10 protein-coding genes are annotated in these 15440 nt (G+C 64.4%); 3 read left to right on the top strand and 7 right to left on the bottom strand.

Annotated features, from left to right (window positions below; all coding sequences use genetic code 11):
• Window positions 1-46: 46 nt before the first annotated feature.
• The 4 genes from FJ973_RS12690 to FJ973_RS12675 form a co-directional block, all read right to left on the bottom strand.
• Window positions 47-1573: an ABC-F family ATP-binding cassette domain-containing protein gene (locus FJ973_RS12690; RefSeq protein WP_140556063.1), complete on the bottom strand. Its 1527-nt coding sequence runs from the start codon at window positions 1571-1573 to the stop codon at window positions 47-49.
• 416 nt (window positions 1574-1989) lie between these two features.
• Window positions 1990-5151, bottom strand: coding sequence for an excinuclease ABC subunit UvrB (uvrB, locus tag FJ973_RS12685; RefSeq protein ID WP_140556061.1), 3162 nt, complete (start codon window positions 5149-5151; stop codon window positions 1990-1992).
• Between the two features lie 127 nt (window positions 5152-5278).
• Entirely contained in the window at window positions 5279-6937 is a 1659-nt protein-coding gene (locus FJ973_RS12680; protein ID WP_140495989.1) for a DUF2778 domain-containing protein, read from the bottom strand.
• A 618-nt stretch (window positions 6938-7555) separates the two neighbouring features.
• On the bottom strand, window positions 7556-8809 hold the full coding sequence (locus tag FJ973_RS12675; RefSeq protein ID WP_140556059.1) for a hypothetical protein: 1254 nt from the start codon (window positions 8807-8809) through the stop codon (window positions 7556-7558).
• 141 nt (window positions 8810-8950) lie between these two features.
• Between FJ973_RS12675 and FJ973_RS12670 the strand changes: the two genes are divergently transcribed.
• Entirely contained in the window at window positions 8951-9979 is a 1029-nt protein-coding gene (locus FJ973_RS12670; RefSeq protein ID WP_140556058.1) for a CapA family protein, read from the top strand.
• Between the two features lie 182 nt (window positions 9980-10161).
• Window positions 10162-11112: a DUF3137 domain-containing protein gene (locus FJ973_RS12665; RefSeq protein ID WP_181170899.1), complete on the top strand. Its 951-nt coding sequence runs from the start codon at window positions 10162-10164 to the stop codon at window positions 11110-11112.
• 16 nt (window positions 11113-11128) lie between these two features.
• On the opposite strand, the gene FJ973_RS12660 is transcribed toward FJ973_RS12665, so the two are convergent.
• The 3 genes from FJ973_RS12660 to FJ973_RS12650 all read right to left on the bottom strand — a co-directional run bounded on the left by FJ973_RS12660 (window position 11129) and on the right by FJ973_RS12650 (window position 13611).
• Window positions 11129-11623: a DUF2314 domain-containing protein gene (locus tag FJ973_RS12660; RefSeq protein WP_140495986.1), complete on the bottom strand. Its 495-nt coding sequence runs from the start codon at window positions 11621-11623 to the stop codon at window positions 11129-11131.
• Window positions 11624-11774: 151 nt separating this feature from the next.
• A complete protein-coding gene (locus FJ973_RS12655) occupies window positions 11775-12290 on the bottom strand; it encodes a hypothetical protein (RefSeq protein ID WP_140495985.1) in 516 nt (171 codons plus the stop codon).
• Window positions 12291-12498: 208 nt separating this feature from the next.
• Complete coding sequence (locus FJ973_RS12650; protein ID WP_246675872.1) at window positions 12499-13611, bottom strand: hypothetical protein; 1113 nt, start codon at window positions 13609-13611, stop codon at window positions 12499-12501.
• Between the two features lie 814 nt (window positions 13612-14425).
• Here FJ973_RS12650 and FJ973_RS12645 point away from each other — a divergent pair.
• The gene (locus FJ973_RS12645) at window positions 14426-15364 is read left to right on the top strand and encodes a diacylglycerol kinase family protein (protein ID WP_140556055.1); all 939 of its coding nucleotides are present in this window, start codon (window positions 14426-14428) and stop codon (window positions 15362-15364) included.
• Window positions 15365-15440 lie beyond the last annotated feature (76 nt).

The following is a 15440-nucleotide window of genomic DNA, read 5'->3' as shown; positions in this document are numbered from 1 at the left end:
GCTTACAAGATTCAAGGACCTGTAAGCGGATAACTTACAATCCGATCTATCCCGCCCCTTCAGCCACTGAGCGGAAGAACTCCTCGGGATCGTCGACTTCGGTCAGCCGCCGCCTCTCGATCAGCCAGAAGCGGTTGCCGATGGCACGGATGAAGGAGCGATCGTGCGAGGCGAGCACGCAACTTGCCTGGTGCTTGAGCAATTCCTCCTCCAGCGCTTCCTGGCCGTCGATGTCGAGATGGTTGGTCGGCTCGTCGAGCAGATAAAAATTCGGATTGGCGAGCCTCAGCGCCAGCATCATCAGCCGCGCCTTCTGGCCGCCGGACAGCACACTGATCCTGCGCTCCTGCATCTCGATGCCGACGCCGGCGCCGGCAAGCAGAGAGCGGGCGCGCTGTTCGCCGACATCGTAACGGCGCGACACCATCGCCAGTGGCGTATCGTCGCCGCCGATGCCGGACAGCGCCTGGTCGCTGTAGCCGAGCACCGTCGACGGCGTCACCTTCACGTTCTGAACCGTGTCGGGTTCGATAATGGCGTTGCGGATCAGCGTGACGAAGCGCGACTTGCCGACGCCGTTGCGGCCAAGCAGCACGATGCGGTCGCCCTGGCAGATGTGGCGCTTGCCGGTCCTGAACAAGAGCGTGCCGTCGGGCGTTTCCACCGCCGCGTCGTCGAGCGTGATCAGCACCTTGGCGTGCGTGCCGCGATTGGCCAGCCGGATCGCCCCCGCCGACTTCTCGTGATGCGCCGGGGCCGCCGCGTCCTCAAGTCGCTCCGCGCGCTGCTTGAGCTGCTTGGTCTTGACCGTGAGAAGGTCGCTGCCCGAATTGATGCCGATATTGTTGAGCTTGGCGGCCTGGCGTCGCAAGTGCTGCGCCACCTTCATGTCGCGCTGGAATTTTCGCTCGGTCGAGGCATCGACCTCATCGAGGGCCTGCCGGGCGCGGGAGTAGGGAAGGGAAAACACCGGCGACTGGTCCGGGCGCAGGAACAACGTGCGGTTGGTGGCGGCGTCGAGAAAGGCGCGGTCGTGGCTGGCGATCACCACCGGCACCTCTCGCGGTAGCGCGTTCAGCCAAGTTTCGAGCTGGCTGATGCGGGCAAGGTCGAGATGGTTAGTCGGTTCGTCGAGCAGCAGCATGTCGGGATCGGTGACCCAGACACGCGCGATCAGTGCCAGCCTCTGCCAGCCGCCGCTCAGCGCCTGCATCTCTCGCTCGCGCATCGCCTCAGGAACGTCGAGCGAATCCAGCACCACATTGACACGCCATAGTTCGCTTTCGGCTTGCTCGGGCGGCAAAGCGTCAGCCACCACCTGATGAAAGCTGCGGCCAAGCAGGGCAGCAGGAACGGACTGCTCGACATGGCCGACGCGCAAGCCGCGCGTGCGGGTAATGTCGCCGGAGGTCGGCTCCATCTCGCCGGTCAGGCATTTGAGCAAGGTCGACTTGCCGCGACCGTTGGCGGCAACGATGCCGAGCCGGTCGCCGCTGCCGATGGTGAGGTCGAGATTGGAAAAGAGCGGCGCACTCATCGTGACGCCGAGGGATTTGAGGCTGATCAGGGCCATGTCGATTTCTCTGGTCTATCCGGAAAGTCCGGCTCAATGCACTTTGTCAGTGCGCAAGCGGCCATCAGGCTCGGCAATGCGCACCACGAAGGGCAGACCAAAAAATCGAAGCGGGAAAAACCCGGACCGTCCCTGGTCAGCCCTGCAAGCAAGCTCGCAGGGCGGAAATCGGGCCACGCTGACGATGGTGATCGATAAACACGCAGCCCTCCTTTCAAGACGTTTGGGTGTGGGGACTGAGTACACCAAAGGTCATGCGCTGGGCAAGAGGAGGGTAGTGTCGAGCGGGGCGCTGAAGCTGCCAATCTCCCCACTCGTGGGGGAGATGTCCGGTCCACCCTCCGCAGCTGCAGCGCAGCTGCTGCGGAGGACGGGCAGGACAGAGGGGGCGCCGTCCCGCCGGCATTTCGAACGAACTACTTTCCGGGCCGTCCTGTCTTCGCGGGCCGGCGCTTTTCGCGGCGGGCGTCGCCGGGGTCTTCATAAGAACCAATGCCGGCGCGTTGGCGCACGATTGGTTTGTCCTCGCGTTCCTTCGCGCCCCCGTCTGTCCTGCCGGCCCCAACAACGGGAGAGATCGGCTGAGGCTTCGCCGGCACTTTTCCCTCGACCGGTTTCTCGGTGCGGCGCACGGTCATCTCGTCGAGAGAGTTTTTCTTGAACAGCGGTTTGGTCGGCTCGCCGGGAATGCCGAAATCCGAGCCGTGTGCTTCGGACGCCGATTGTTTCTTGAACAGCGAGCGCGACACCGCACCGGCCGGCGTCGGCATGTCGGTGCCTGGGCCCATGTCGTCGATCGATGGTTTGGCGAAGAGGGGCTTCTTCACCGGCACCGCGCCGTCGGCACCCATCTCGTCGAGATCGGGCTTGCGGAAGAGATTGGGCCGGGCAGCCTTGGCTGCCTCTTCGGCTGCGCGTGCTTCGTCGAGCCTGCGGAAACGCTCCTGTTCCTCCGATGTACGATGCCTGGCCACGCCCTTGTTGTGCTTGCCTTTTTCGCGGCCCGAGACCGGGCTTTCCATATCGGCGTATTTGGCCAGCGGATCGTCGGAGATCGACATCTCCATCTCACGCAGCCGCTTGATCTCGTCGCGAATGCGGGCCGCCTTCTCGAAATCGAGGTTGGCGGCGGCGTCGCGCATCTGCTTCTCCAGCGCGTCCAGATGGGCCTTGAGGTTGTTGCCCATCATGGCGCCGGCGCTGTCGGTGAACTGTGAGATGTCGGCGCGGACATGGTCCTTCTCGTAGACCGAATCCAGAATGTCGGAGATGCGCGACTTGACCGATTCCGGCGTGATGCCGTTGGCGGCGTTCCACTCCATCTGCTTTTCGCGACGGCGATTGGTCTCGGCCATGGCGCGTTCCATCGAGCCGGTGACCTGGTCGGCATAGAGGATGACCTTGCCATCGACATTGCGGGCGGCGCGGCCGATGGTCTGGATCAGCGACGTCTCCGAGCGCAAAAAACCTTCCTTGTCGGCGTCGAGTATGGCGACGAAGCCGCATTCGGGGATGTCGAGGCCTTCGCGCAAAAGGTTGATGCCGACCAGCACGTCGAAGGCGCCGAGGCGCAAATCGCGCAGGATTTCGATACGCTCCAGCGTGTCGATGTCGGAGTGCATGTAGCGCACGCGCACGCCTTGCTCGTGCAGATATTCGGTGAGGTCCTCGGCCATGCGCTTGGTCAGCACGGTGACCAGCGTGCGGTAGCCGGCCTTGGTCGTCTCCCGGATCTCCCCGACGACGTCGTCGACCTGGGTCTTGGCCGGGCGCACCTCGACCGGCGGGTCGATCAGGCCGGTCGGTCGGATGACCTGCTCGGCGAACACGCCGCCGGACTGCTCCATCTCCCAGCCGCCGGGGGTTGCCGAGACAGCGACCGAGAGCGGGCGCATGGCGTCCCATTCCTCGAAGCGCAGCGGCCGGTTGTCCATGCAGGAAGGCAGGCGGAAGCCGTATTCGGCAAGCGTCGCCTTGCGCCTGAAGTCGCCGCGATACATGCCGCCGATCTGCGGCACGGTGACGTGGCTTTCGTCGATGAAGACCAGCGCGTTGTCGGGAATATATTCGAACAGGGTCGGCGGCGGATCGCCCGGCTGGCGGCCGGTGAGATAGCGCGAATAGTTCTCGATACCGGCGCAGGAGCCGGTGGCTTCCAGCATTTCCAGGTCGAAGCGGGTGCGCTGTTCCAGACGCTGCGCCTCCAGCAGGCGGCCGGCGCGCTCGAGCTCGACCAGACGGTGCTTGAGCTCTTCCTTGATCGACTTGATGGCCTGGTTCAGCGTCGGGCGCGGCGTCACATAATGCGAATTGGCGTAGATCTTGACGCTTTTCAGCTCGCCCGTCTTCTGGCCGGTCAGCGGGTCGAATTCGGTGATCGCCTCGATTTCGTCGCCGAACATGGAGATGCGCCAGGCGCGATCCTCAAGGTGGGCCGGGAAGATCTCGATCGTGTCGCCGCGCACGCGGAACGAGCCGCGCACGAAATTGATGTCCTGGCGCTTGTATTGCTGGGCGACGAGGTCGGCGAGCAGAGCGCGCTGGTCGAGCCGGTCGCCGATCTGCATCTGGAAGGTCATAGCCGTATAGGTCTCGACCGAGCCGATACCGTAGATGCAGGAGACCGAAGCGACGATGATGACGTCGTCGCGTTCGAGCAGCGAGCGCGTCGCCGAGTGGCGCATGCGGTCGATCTGCTCGTTGATGGAGGATTCCTTCTCGATGAAGGTGTCGGTGCGCGGAACGTAGGCTTCCGGCTGGTAATAGTCGTAGTAGGAGACGAAATACTCCACCGCATTGTCCGGGAAGAATTTCTTGAACTCGGAATAAAGCTGCGCCGCCAGCGTCTTGTTCGGCGCCAGGATCAAGGCGGGACGCTGCGTCTCCTCGATCACCTTGGCCATGGTGAAGGTCTTGCCCGAGCCGGTGACGCCGAGCAGCACCTGCGTGCGGTCGTTGTTTTGGACGCCCTCGACCAAGTCCTTGATGGCGGTCGGCTGGTCGCCGGCCGGCTCGAAATCCGACACCATCTTGATGATGATCCCGCCCTCGGACTTTTCCGGCCGGGCAGGCCGGTGCGGCGTCCACAGCACGCCGTCCTTGTGCAGCGGATTGCCGGATTCAATCAATGCCGAGAGAGCCGCCACCGTCGCGGTGACGCCGCTCGACGTCATCGTCTCGGCTTCCTCGAGCGAGACGTCGAGGCCGGCGACGGGATTGAGGCCGGCCGCCGCGCGCTCGCGGGCTGTCGCCGCGCCGCCCATCGAGGTGCCACGCGCCGTGCGCCCGGGCGCTGCGGAGCGCTCGGGGATCTTCTTCGACGGCTTCGGCGACTTGCCGCCGTCCTTGCCGGCCTGGCGCCCTTCGCGTTCGGCTTCCTGCTCGATCTGCTCGGCCCAGTCCGCGACCGAACCGGTGAGCGGCGTGCCCGACAGTTCGGGCTGCGGCATCTCGGCGAAGCCGCCTTTGTGCAGCGGTTCCGAGGCGTCGAGGAAATCGGTCAGCGGGCTGCGCCGCTTGGGCGCGGCGCGGTCGTCATTCGCCGTCGACGGCGTTCTCTTTTCGGTGGATTTGACCATGGCCGGAATATGGGAGGTCTTGGCGAAAATGGAAAGAGCGCGATCAGCCGAGGCGCATCTCCAGATGCAGCTCCTGACAGAAGGCTGTCAGGAGGAGGCAAGTGCCGGTGATGCCTGCCTATTGCGGTCAGGCGCCGCGTGCGTTGTCCGCCACGCGTGTCGGCGATCCGTTCAGGCGCGGCACCACGACGAGGCGCTTGATTTTGCCCTTCTTGAAGGCGGCGAGGAAGCGCGCATAGTCCTTGAAGGCGACGCATCCACTGGACTGTGCGTAGCGGCCCCGAAGCAGGTAGGTGTGGGCCAGCAGCCCGTCGCGGTTGTATTTATTGCGGCCATCGACGGGTGTCAGACGCAAAGCCTCGACACCATGAAAGCGCGACTCGCGCAAGGACAGATTGTAGGTGTTGGGCGGTGTCGGTCCGCGGTTCTTCTGATCGGCATAGCGCGGCTGGTCCGCCATGGCGCCGATGCCCGAATGCGCTTCGAGCCTCGAACCGTCGGGCATGTAGACGGTCTTGGCGCTGATGTCATAGATGGCGACACCGCTGCCGGCTCCGCTCCTGGAGCCGCCCGGCGCGTTGAACAGGTTCCTGAACGCCTGGCCGAGGCCGCCCGAAGGCGTGTCTGGCTTTGCATAGGCCAACGCGTCGCCGCCATCCGCCGGCCGGCCCTGCCGGGCCGGCTTTGCCGGCTGGGCTTGCTGGATCGGCTTTGCCGGCTGGGCTTGCTGGACCGGCTTTGTCTGAGGTGCCGGCTTCTGCTGCACGACCTTGGGCTGTTGAGTCGGCTTTTCCTGCTCCACGGACTTCAACGGCTCCGGCGCGTCGAATTGCGGCCGACGGGTCGGCAGCGGCACGTCATCGGTGAGCGCGTCGGGCAAGGCCGCGGCATCGCCCGGCTGTTCCTGCTGGGTTTCGACAGGCGAAACCGCGACATCGGCCGAAGAGTCCGTCATCGGCAATGGCGAGGCGAATGCCTCGTCCTCGACAGGCAGCGAGCGGGCAAGCGCGAGGGCCAGTTGCGAATTGTCCGGCGTGCCGGCATCCGGCTGGGCAAAATGCATCGGCTGCGGCGCTGTCTGGACAACCACCGAGCCGGTGTCGATCCGGGCGAAGCGCTCCGCCGCGGGTGCCGGCAAGTCTTCAGACAGGCTGGCGACGAGCTTGGCGCCCGGCACCAGCGATGCCTCGGCGACCTGTGGAGCGGAGGTCGAGATGATAGGACGGGCGGGTGCGCCGGCCGTGGCCACGGGCTTGGCCGCGTTGGCGAAGGCGGCGGCGAGCTTGCTTGGCGAGAGAGATGCTTCCATGCGCTCGAAGCGCTCCTGCGAGGTCGTCTTGGCGACCGGGACCGGGTGTGCCGTGGACGCGGCCACGAGGCGCGCCGACTTTTCCGCTCGAGGAGCGAGCGCGGCCAGCCTGAAGCATCCGGAGCCGCATTGCACGGCGTGGTTCTGCAGCGCCTGCGTGCCGCCATCGGCGTTGGCCAGTGCGAATGGCGCAGCGGGCATCAGGAAATGCTGTTTCAGCGGATCGGCAAGAGCGAGCGAGCCCGGCATGGCCAGCCTCTGCGGCAGGACGCTCGACGTCGACGACAGCGAAGCGCCGACGGAGCTCAGACCAGCCATTGTCCCGACCAGCCACAGGCCAACGGCAGCGCTGACGCCGGGCACCGCGACCCAGCGGACGATCCGCTTAGAGTTGAAGGATGAGGCACGTGACGCGTTGTCGGCAGCTTCGCCGTCCCAACGCCTGTCCCCGACAATTTTCTTACTCAAGAACGCCATTCAACCAATCTTGCTCCAATCGGCTCCCACGTCCGCGGCTGTGATAGCCGCGACGACCATTCTGTGAGTGATCCCAGGTGGTCCCCGACGCGTTTGCCGCGCCTGTCTTTGGTTGCCGATTGCTTCAAAATATGGACAAAGTTGGTTAACCAATCCCTCTCAAAACCAACCGAGAGACGTGGACTTTGTGCCAAAAAAGGCTCGTCCACGACCATGAACGCGGTATTGCAGCCCTTCCAAGAGTATTTTGCTGCCTGCTTTTAACGGCCGAGTCAAGCAAAACAGCTCTTGCTAATTGAAGCGAATGGCCGTTTCAGCGGGGCCGCGACGGTGGCGCGTGTCATTCCGTACTCCCGAGAAGGCCCAGTGCGTCGCCCCAAAACTGCTATCCGCCCGCAGCAGATAACCGGCCCGTACCGCGGTTTCGCGGCGACCATTGATCGGCCACCGTGTTGGCGCGGCGGTTCGCGCCGGAGGAGGCGGAAGCGGTGCTGTACCAAGGCGCGATTTTCTAGGGTTTGCAATGGAGCTTCTACCTCCCCCTTGTGGGGAGGTTGGACCGCAGGTCCGGGTGGGGGGCTGGCGCTGACCGCCCAGGAACGCAGCCCTCTTGGGCCCTCAGTTGAACCACAGCGCAAACGTCAGGAAGCCACCGCCGCCGAACTCGCTCTGGATCTGGTCGAAATCGTCGCTGGTCAGGATCCTGCCGCTTTCGAGATAGGGCGCGATGGCCGGGCCGGTGATCGACAGCACCAGGTCGAAGGGTTTCGGCTCGTCGAAGAAGCGCTTCATGTTGATGCCCGTGCCGGTGATGCGGAAATGCGGCAGCAGCACGCGGCCTTCGAGCAGGTCCTCGGCCATGGTCAAGGTGGCGAGCCAGGCCGCGACCTGCTGCTCTCCGACTTCGAGGCCGGTGAGCGGGTTTTCGCCCTTCTGTTGCGGTCCCGGCAGCCATTCGCGGTCATTGTCGGTCTCGGCGCGGATCGCCTTCCAGTCCTCGCGCGACAGCCGGATCATCTCCAGCAGGTGACGGCGCGCCGCCTGCCGCCGCTCGGGCTCGACCACCGGCCAGTTGACAAGATGCACCAGCGAGATGAAATCGGCGATGCGCCATTCCGAGGAGAAGATGCTGCTGCCCATGTCGCCAGCCGGCGGAACGAGGATGTCCTGCAACGGCAGTTTTGCGCGCGGGAAGAGCATGTGGAAGGAACCGTCGAACGTGCTCCTGAAATCATGCGCCAGCCAGAAATCGGCCTGCGCCATCAGGAACTCGGCATAGCCCTGCAGCCAATAACCGTCGGCGCGGTCGAAGCGGAAGGTGAGCGCAGGCGCGGCATCGTCGGGCGCCACGCCGCGCGACAGCGAGGCCATTATGGCGGCCATGCTTTCGTCCGGCGCGATCGTGCCGTCCTCGTCGAGGTCGATACCGACCTGGGTGAGGTCGATGACAATGCCGATATCGGCATCGGCAGGCACCGAGCCCAGCGTGGCTGCGGATTTCTCGAGCCGGTTGCGGAAGGCGACCAATATGACGCGGAACTGTTCGTAGGTCAGCGGTTCGGGGTTCGGGTTTTCCGGCACAGGCAGCCGCATCAGCGGCAGCATGAAGGATCGCGGGCTCTCGAAGCCGTGGCGGTGCAGGCCGCTGGCCAGCAATTCCAGCGCGCTGAAGAATTCGCCGGCGCCGGCGGCATAGGCTGATGCTGCATCTTTGGCTGCGGCGGTCTCCAGCGTCGAGAGCGCCGTGTCGCGCGCGGTCACGGTTTTGGCCTCGAACAGAGCGGTCGCGGCTTCGGGCATGGCGGCCTGGGCCGAAGACATCGGCAGAACCAGAGCAAGTGCCAATGCCAGCAGACTTGCCAATGGTGTCATTTCCCCCTCCCATGCGCGTCGTGCTGGCAATCATACACGCATTTGCAATGCCGCGTCTGCCGGCCCTGACGCATGATTGTCATTGGCTGGCTTCAACGCGCCCGGCGGACGGTCTACACAGGGCAAACGATTGGACATCGCGTGTCGAACTATCCGCTCTCCTACAAACTGTCGTGGCTGCCGCGATTCCTGAAACCGTCGCTGGCCGGCGACGCACAGGGCTTCGCGGCGATGGCCGGGACAATCATGGATCCGGCACCGAGGCAGACGGTGCGGCTCGCCTTCGTCGGTGACATTTCGGCGGTGGCCAACCGCAGCGCGCCCGACTGTGATCCGGTGATCACGACGCTGCTTGGCGCGGCCGACCTGGTGATCGGCAATTGCGAAAGCCCGATCGTGGACAAGCCAAGCGCCGTGCTCGGCACCAGGCTCGGCACACATCACGCGATGAGCGAGCGCTTTCTCGGCGACGCGTTGGCGGCAGTCGGCATCTCGCGTGAAAGACTGGTGCTGTCGCTGGCCAACAACCATGTGCTCGACCAGGGCGTCGCCGGTTTCGATGAGACCGTGGCGGCGCTGAAGCGGCTCGGTATCGGCACTATTGGCCTCGCCGGCAACAGCCCGGTGCAGCCTGTCGAAGTCGGGCCGCTGACTGTCGGGTTCGCCGCCTTCACGCTGTGGCGCAATGCGGGCGAGGACCTGTTCGCCGGCCGCGTTTCGATGGCCGGCGATATTGCCCACCTGCGAGGTGACGGGTTCGATCTCCTCTGCGCCGTGCCGCATTGGGATTGGGAGTTCCGCCACTTTCCGCGCGCCGAAACGCGGAGACTGGCGAGGCGCCTGGCAGGGCAGGGCGTCGGGCTGATCGCCGGCCACCACGCCCATGTCGTGCAGCCGGTGGAGCGGATCGGCGATACGATTGTCGCCTATGGACTTGGCGATTTCCTCGGAACCGCCCTTATCCGCCAGCCTTGGCCGGGACGCATTGGCGGGATTCTTGTCGCCGACGTCAGCGCCGATGCGGGAACGCGGGGGTCAGTCATTTCCTACCGGATGCATCCCTTTGTGCGGCTGCGCGCCGGGGATCATGAGCGGCTGGCGCCGGTGGAAGGATTGGAGGGCCGCATGCGTGACAAGGTGCAAAGGCGGTTGAGCGCTGTCTTTCCGTAACTACAGGTGGTGGACATTGGCCAAGATCGCCATGTCGGCGCTTTTCCAAGCGCTGATGATTGGCGAATGAAGAGGCGGCGCAAGCATCTGTTGAAGAGGCGCTACAGTCGATACTTCAGACAAAACCGGCTATCATGAACCGGTCCAGGCAAGCGGGGGTGGCGGTGGAAACAGCGGATTTCATGCCTGGCGACGCCGTGGTTGCCGGCATCCGGAAAAACATCGAGGCTTATGAAGCGGCGCGGGCCTCCGTGGTGCGGCAGGTACGCTGGCGGGTGCCGCTGTTGGTCGGTTTGGTGCTGGCGACGGTGGTGCTGATCGCCTGGCTGTTCAACAAGGTCGCCGATCCCAACGAGCAATGGTTCTCGACGCCGCATGTGTTCCTCTATGTCGTCGGTTTCGCAGCTTCGATCCTGCTTTATTTCCAGGCGATGAAGCCGGCGACGCGGCTGCAGCAATCATTTCGCCAAACACTGCTGCCCATCATCTTCGGCTTCATCCGCGACGTGCGCTACGCGCATGGCGGGCGGCCAAATTCCTTCGACCGGCTGCCGCGCGAGGCGGTCGGGCCGTTCAACCGGCAGTCGTTCGACGATGTCGTTTCCGGCCGCTACGAAGAGTTTCCGTTCGAGTTCTACGAAGCGGAACTGCGGGAAGGGACAGGCAAGGGCTCATCGACGGCCTTCAAAGGCGTGATCGTCGCCTTCGAAGCCATCGAACCGTTTCCGGGAATCCTGGTGGCGACGCGGCGGACCAATGCCGTCGTCGGCTTCTTCCGTGGCATGTTCGCCAGCAAGATGCAGGAACTGTCGTCCGGCGTGCCGGAACTGGATGCCGCCTATGAGTTCCGCACCGACAATGCCGAGGCGGCTCAGCCATTGGTGAGCGGCCGGCTCGCGCAGGCGCTGAAATGGCTGGGCGAAACCTGGCCGGAGGAACCGGCGCGCGTGGCCCTCAACGGCAGCGACGGTTTTCTGCTCCTGCCGCAGGCGAAGAATTTCTTCGAGCTGCCCGCCATTTCGGTGCCACTGGACCACCAAGCCCATGTCGCGCCGATGATATCGGATATGGGCGCGATGCTGGCGACGGCAGCGCTGGTGCGCAAGATCGGGGTGAGGGACGAAGCGGCTTGACCAGCCGGCGTTCCCGTCAGCAGTCGAAGCCGTACTTTTCGCGCATATTGTCCGCCTCTTCTTTCGACATTCGCTTGAACATCACGCAGATCGTGAAGCTGCCGACCTGATGGCCGTCCCGCGTATATCCCCAGTCGGAAATGTCGTCCCTGGTGAATTCTATGTTCTGGCCGAGCACGACGTTGTGCACCGCCTCCGGCTCATTGGCCAATATGCCGACAAACCCTGTCCCGGCACGGCGGAACGGTATGACCCAGAAGTGCTCGGTGACATGCCCATCCCGCACCTTGACCTTCAACTTGAACCTACCTGTGCCGGAGGGAGGCATTTCGGACAGTGCCAGGAATTCATCGAGGCCGGCGAGCGCCTGCGCGGTCGCCGCCGCCATGTCGGGATCGCCCGGAGCGAAGATGATCCCCTTGTCGTCACCCGGATCCACGCCTTGCGCGCCGACCGATCCCGGAGCAAGCGCCAGCATCAAGGCTGCCGCAGTTCGAACCGCTGGTTTCATGGAAGGCCCCCCTTCATCGTTGCGGTCGACACAATGCTGCATCCCCATCCGGTTTGCAACCTTTGCGCGAGTCTTGTCTCTTCAGGTCCAAGGTGGCGGCGACCGTTGATGACAGACCGGGATGGTGACGCCGGTGAAGAAAGTTTCGTCCCTACAGCTTGCTCGGCACCAGGCCAGCCAGCCAGTTGGCTGACCGCTTGGCCATGTCGGCGGTCGCCGATACAGCGCGGCCAAGATCGGTCTTGACGACGGCATAGCCGTTTTTCGTACGATAGAGCACGCCGGTGCCGCCATCGACCACCTGTTCATAGGCGACCGGCCGCGCGGCGGCCGCTTCCATCGCCGTCGTCGGCGAGCCGACCGGGACCGTCGGCCTGTGGCTCAGCTCGGGCGGCAGCGTCGGTTCAACGGCGCGGCTGGCGGGCCTCAGCTCCGGGCGCGAAGCGGTCGCGGCCAGTTGCGAGGAGGACGCGGAACCTTTCGCGCGGCAGATGCCAGAGACGAGCGGATAGTTGAAATTGCGCTCGTGCAGCATCTGGCTCTTCATCGCCGCTTCGCACTCGGCGATGGTCGACCACTTGGCCGGTGTCTCGCCGATATATTCGCAAAGCTTGGCGTCGCAGTCGCAGCCGACGATGGTCATGGCGACAAGGGCGGTCTTGATCACGGTCTCGTCCCCTCGATGTGCCCCTCGGCAGCCCATTCAGGTGCATGTCGCTGTCCAAACCGGTCCCTGAGCGGAGCCCGCGGGCACGCTTTGGGCGACATGCGACAGTCCATCGCCCGCGAACAAGGCGGGATTTGGCCGCGATTGTGAAATGAGCGTGGCGTGGCGCTCGACACGGCCGTTCTCCGCGCAGCGTGGCCGAAAGGCCTCAGTAGTCGTAGACGTGCTCCAGCCTGGCGCCTGACTTGATCAGCGCCGGCAATACCAGATGCAGCCTGGGTACGGCTACGACCATGCCGGTGCGGCGTGTCGATGGATCGGCCGGCAGCGGATAGCTGAACAGGATGCGCATGCCTTCGGGGATGGCGATCGAATCCGTGGAGAGCACGGTGATCATGATCTCGTCATTGCCGCCGATCTCGACGAATGAGACGCCCTTGTCGATCAGGCGCGGGATCATCTCGGTGAACACCTGGTAGCGCTTGGTGACGAAGACGGTGCCGTCGAGGCCGTAGTCGCGTTCGAGCAAGGTGTCGGCTTCGTTGCGCGTCGCTTCGCCGACCGGTCCCTTGGCCCAGACGTGGATGTCGAGCAAGGCCGGATCGGACGTTGCCGCGAGTGCCTGCCTGATCAGGCTGGCATAGAACTGCTTGATGGTGTCGGCGAGGCCAAAGGCAAGCTTTCGTTCGCTGGAGCGCACGGCGCTGTCGCCCGGCGCCGGCTGGACCGCGAAAAGCCCGGCGCGCTTCTCGGCATAGGGAAACTGGTACCACGGCCCCTGGTCGAGGAAGGCGGCGTATTCGGCCGCCACCTTGCCCTGGTAGATGTCAGTCGCCGTGCGCCTGCCCGCAATCGCCTCGGTGATGCGGCCGATCGTGTTTTCATAAGCCCATTGCAGGGCATGCTCGATCGTGTGGCTGGTGCCGATGACGACCGGCATCTGGTGGTTGGCGTAGTTGAACTTGTAGGCGGAGCTGGCGCGGATCACCATGGCGTAGTCCTGCCAGAAGCGGCCGACATAGGCGAAATAGGGAAAGCCGCTCGGCTGGTCCTTGGCGACGAAGCCGGCATATTCGCGCGCAGCATAGACGATGGCCCATTCCGGGTAGGTGAGGAAGGTCGATTCCTCAGGTCGCTGGTAGCCGGGGATTTCGGCGCGCACCCTGGCGGCGAGCGCCGGCGGCGGTGCACCTTCGGCGATACCCGGCAACGGTGTCTTGTCCAGCGACGGCGTCGTCAGGAAACCGTAGGCCAGCCCGGCGATCGGGATCAGGACAATGATGACGATCAGCCAGAGGATCGTCCTGATGATACACTTCATGAAGCGAAACAGGACCATGGCCGGTCAGGCCAGGGCGGCGGCAAGCTTCTGGATCAATGTCATGAAGTATCCCCCTTCAGCGAACCCGCCTGCGAACGCAAACGGACTCTGACAGGGCGATACTAACCGATTTTGGCGCGCGGTGAAGCGGCGCCCGCAACTTCGCCGGGAAGGCGCTTGAGCGGGAGGGAAAAAGACAGTCGGCGCCGGGATTTCTCCCAGCGCCTCCCTGTCAGACCAGGACACAGTCACGGCAGCAACTCCCCTAAAGTCGTCGCACCAAGCCGGCCTTGATTTTGACGGTCCTGCCAGTCGCCGCCCGAAGGCCGCGCCCGTTCCAGACCACGCCGGTCTCCACCCTTGCGGGCTTTGCCCTGCGGCCATCGAAGGTTTTTGCCGTCCTTCATGGCAGCATCGGTCCGCCGTCGGCGTTGGCACGCTTTCCGCGGCCCCGTAGGTCTCGGCTTCCGTCCCTCGAAGCAGGCGAGCCTGCTCTCGCTTCGGGCCGTACGGGCCTCAGGAAATCCGCCTTTCACTTTCGCCTTTCGGCTGGGCGATTGGTAGCCGCCTGAGATGGGTTGAACTTACGCCGGCCAAGGGTGTTGGGGAATGCCCGCGGGCCTGTGGATAGCGGGATTATCGGGGACCATTGCCAGAAGCCTCGGAATTTCAGGCACCAAGGCCTTAGACAGCCTGCCCTGCTTTTTCGGCACGCGAACCGAGAGCGCCTATTGCTCAGCCGACGGGCGCGGGCTTCAATGCCGGCAAAGGATCGGGCAGTGCGTGCCCGGCGCCTTGCGGGGAGGGATGCGCATTGAAGGTCGGGGTGGTGCTCAATCCGATTGCCGGCGGCGGCTGGCTGAAACGGCACTGGTCCGAGGTCGCCGCCTCGTTGAAAAATCACTTCGGCGATTTCGAACTGCGCGAAACGCAGGCCGAAGGCGATGCCGAAAGGCTGGCGCTCGACCTCGCGGCAAACGGGTTCGACCTGGTGATCGCGGCCGGTGGCGACGGCACGGCCAGCGAGGTGGCCGACGGCCTGTTGCAGGCGTCCAAGGAAAACGGCCGCGCGTCCGAACTCGGTCTGCTGCCGTGCGGCACGGGTATCGATTTCGCGCGCGGGCTCGGCCTGCCGAAGGAGGTGGACGCGACGCTGAAGCGGATCGCCGAGGCGAAGGGCAGGGCGGTCGATGCAGGGCGCATCTGCTATATCGACGACCATGGCGCGCTGGCCAGCCGGCACTTCGTCAACATTGCGAGCCTGGGGCTCTCGGGCGCTACCGATCGCGCCGTCAACGCCGACAAGCGCAAGGGCAACGTTGCGGCCAAGACGCTGTTCCTGTGCCGCACCGTGGTCGAATTCGCCCGCTACCGGTTCCAGGATGTAACGATTTCAGTCGATGACGGCGCGCCGGTCGAGGCGCGCATGGCGCTGGTCGCGGTAGCCAATGGCAAATTCTTCGGCGGCGGCATGATGATCGCGCCGGACGCCGAACTGACCGACGGCCAATTCGACATCGTCATCCTGCGGGCTGCCAGCAAGCTGAAGCTGATCTGGGATATCCGCCTGCTCTATGGCGGCAGGCATCGCAACCATCCGGCCATCACCATCCTGCGCGGCAAGAAAGTGGTTGTCGAACCGCTCGGCGACGTGGAAAAGAACGGCGCGCTGGTCGACATCGACGGCGAGTCGCCCGGGCGCATACCAGCGACCTTCGAGATCCTGCCCGGCGCTCTGACGCTCAGATATTGAATCAAGACGTTGCGGCTTTGATTCAGGTCGCTCCGGTCCTGATTCCAGATGAACGCTCAACCTTTTGAAACCGCTT

Source organism: Mesorhizobium sp. B2-1-3 (assembly GCF_006442495.1).
Taxonomy (GTDB): domain Bacteria; phylum Pseudomonadota; class Alphaproteobacteria; order Rhizobiales; family Rhizobiaceae; genus Mesorhizobium.
The sequence above is the reverse complement of the archived record's forward strand: the minus strand, read 5'-3'. Positions and strand labels throughout refer to the sequence as shown.

What these genes read in the sequence shown, in the direction of transcription:
- FJ973_RS12665 (WP_181170899.1), top strand. Translation starts at nt 10,162, where the DNA reads ATGCCTGGCGACGCCGTGGTTGCCGGCATCCGGAAAAACATCGAGGCT.
- uvrB (WP_140556061.1), bottom strand. Translation starts at nt 5,151, where the DNA reads ATGGTCAAATCCACCGAAAAGAGAACGCCGTCGACGGCGAATGACGAC.
- FJ973_RS12680 (WP_140495989.1), bottom strand. Translation starts at nt 6,937, where the DNA reads ATGGCGTTCTTGAGTAAGAAAATTGTCGGGGACAGGCGTTGGGACGGC.
- FJ973_RS12650 (WP_246675872.1), bottom strand. Translation starts at nt 13,611, where the DNA reads ATGAAGTGTATCATCAGGACGATCCTCTGGCTGATCGTCATCATTGTC.
- FJ973_RS12690 (WP_140556063.1), bottom strand. Translation starts at nt 1,573, where the DNA reads ATGGCCCTGATCAGCCTCAAATCCCTCGGCGTCACGATGAGTGCGCCG.
- FJ973_RS12675 (WP_140556059.1), bottom strand. Translation starts at nt 8,809, where the DNA reads ATGACACCATTGGCAAGTCTGCTGGCATTGGCACTTGCTCTGGTTCTG.
- FJ973_RS12660 (WP_140495986.1), bottom strand. Translation starts at nt 11,623, where the DNA reads ATGAAACCAGCGGTTCGAACTGCGGCAGCCTTGATGCTGGCGCTTGCT.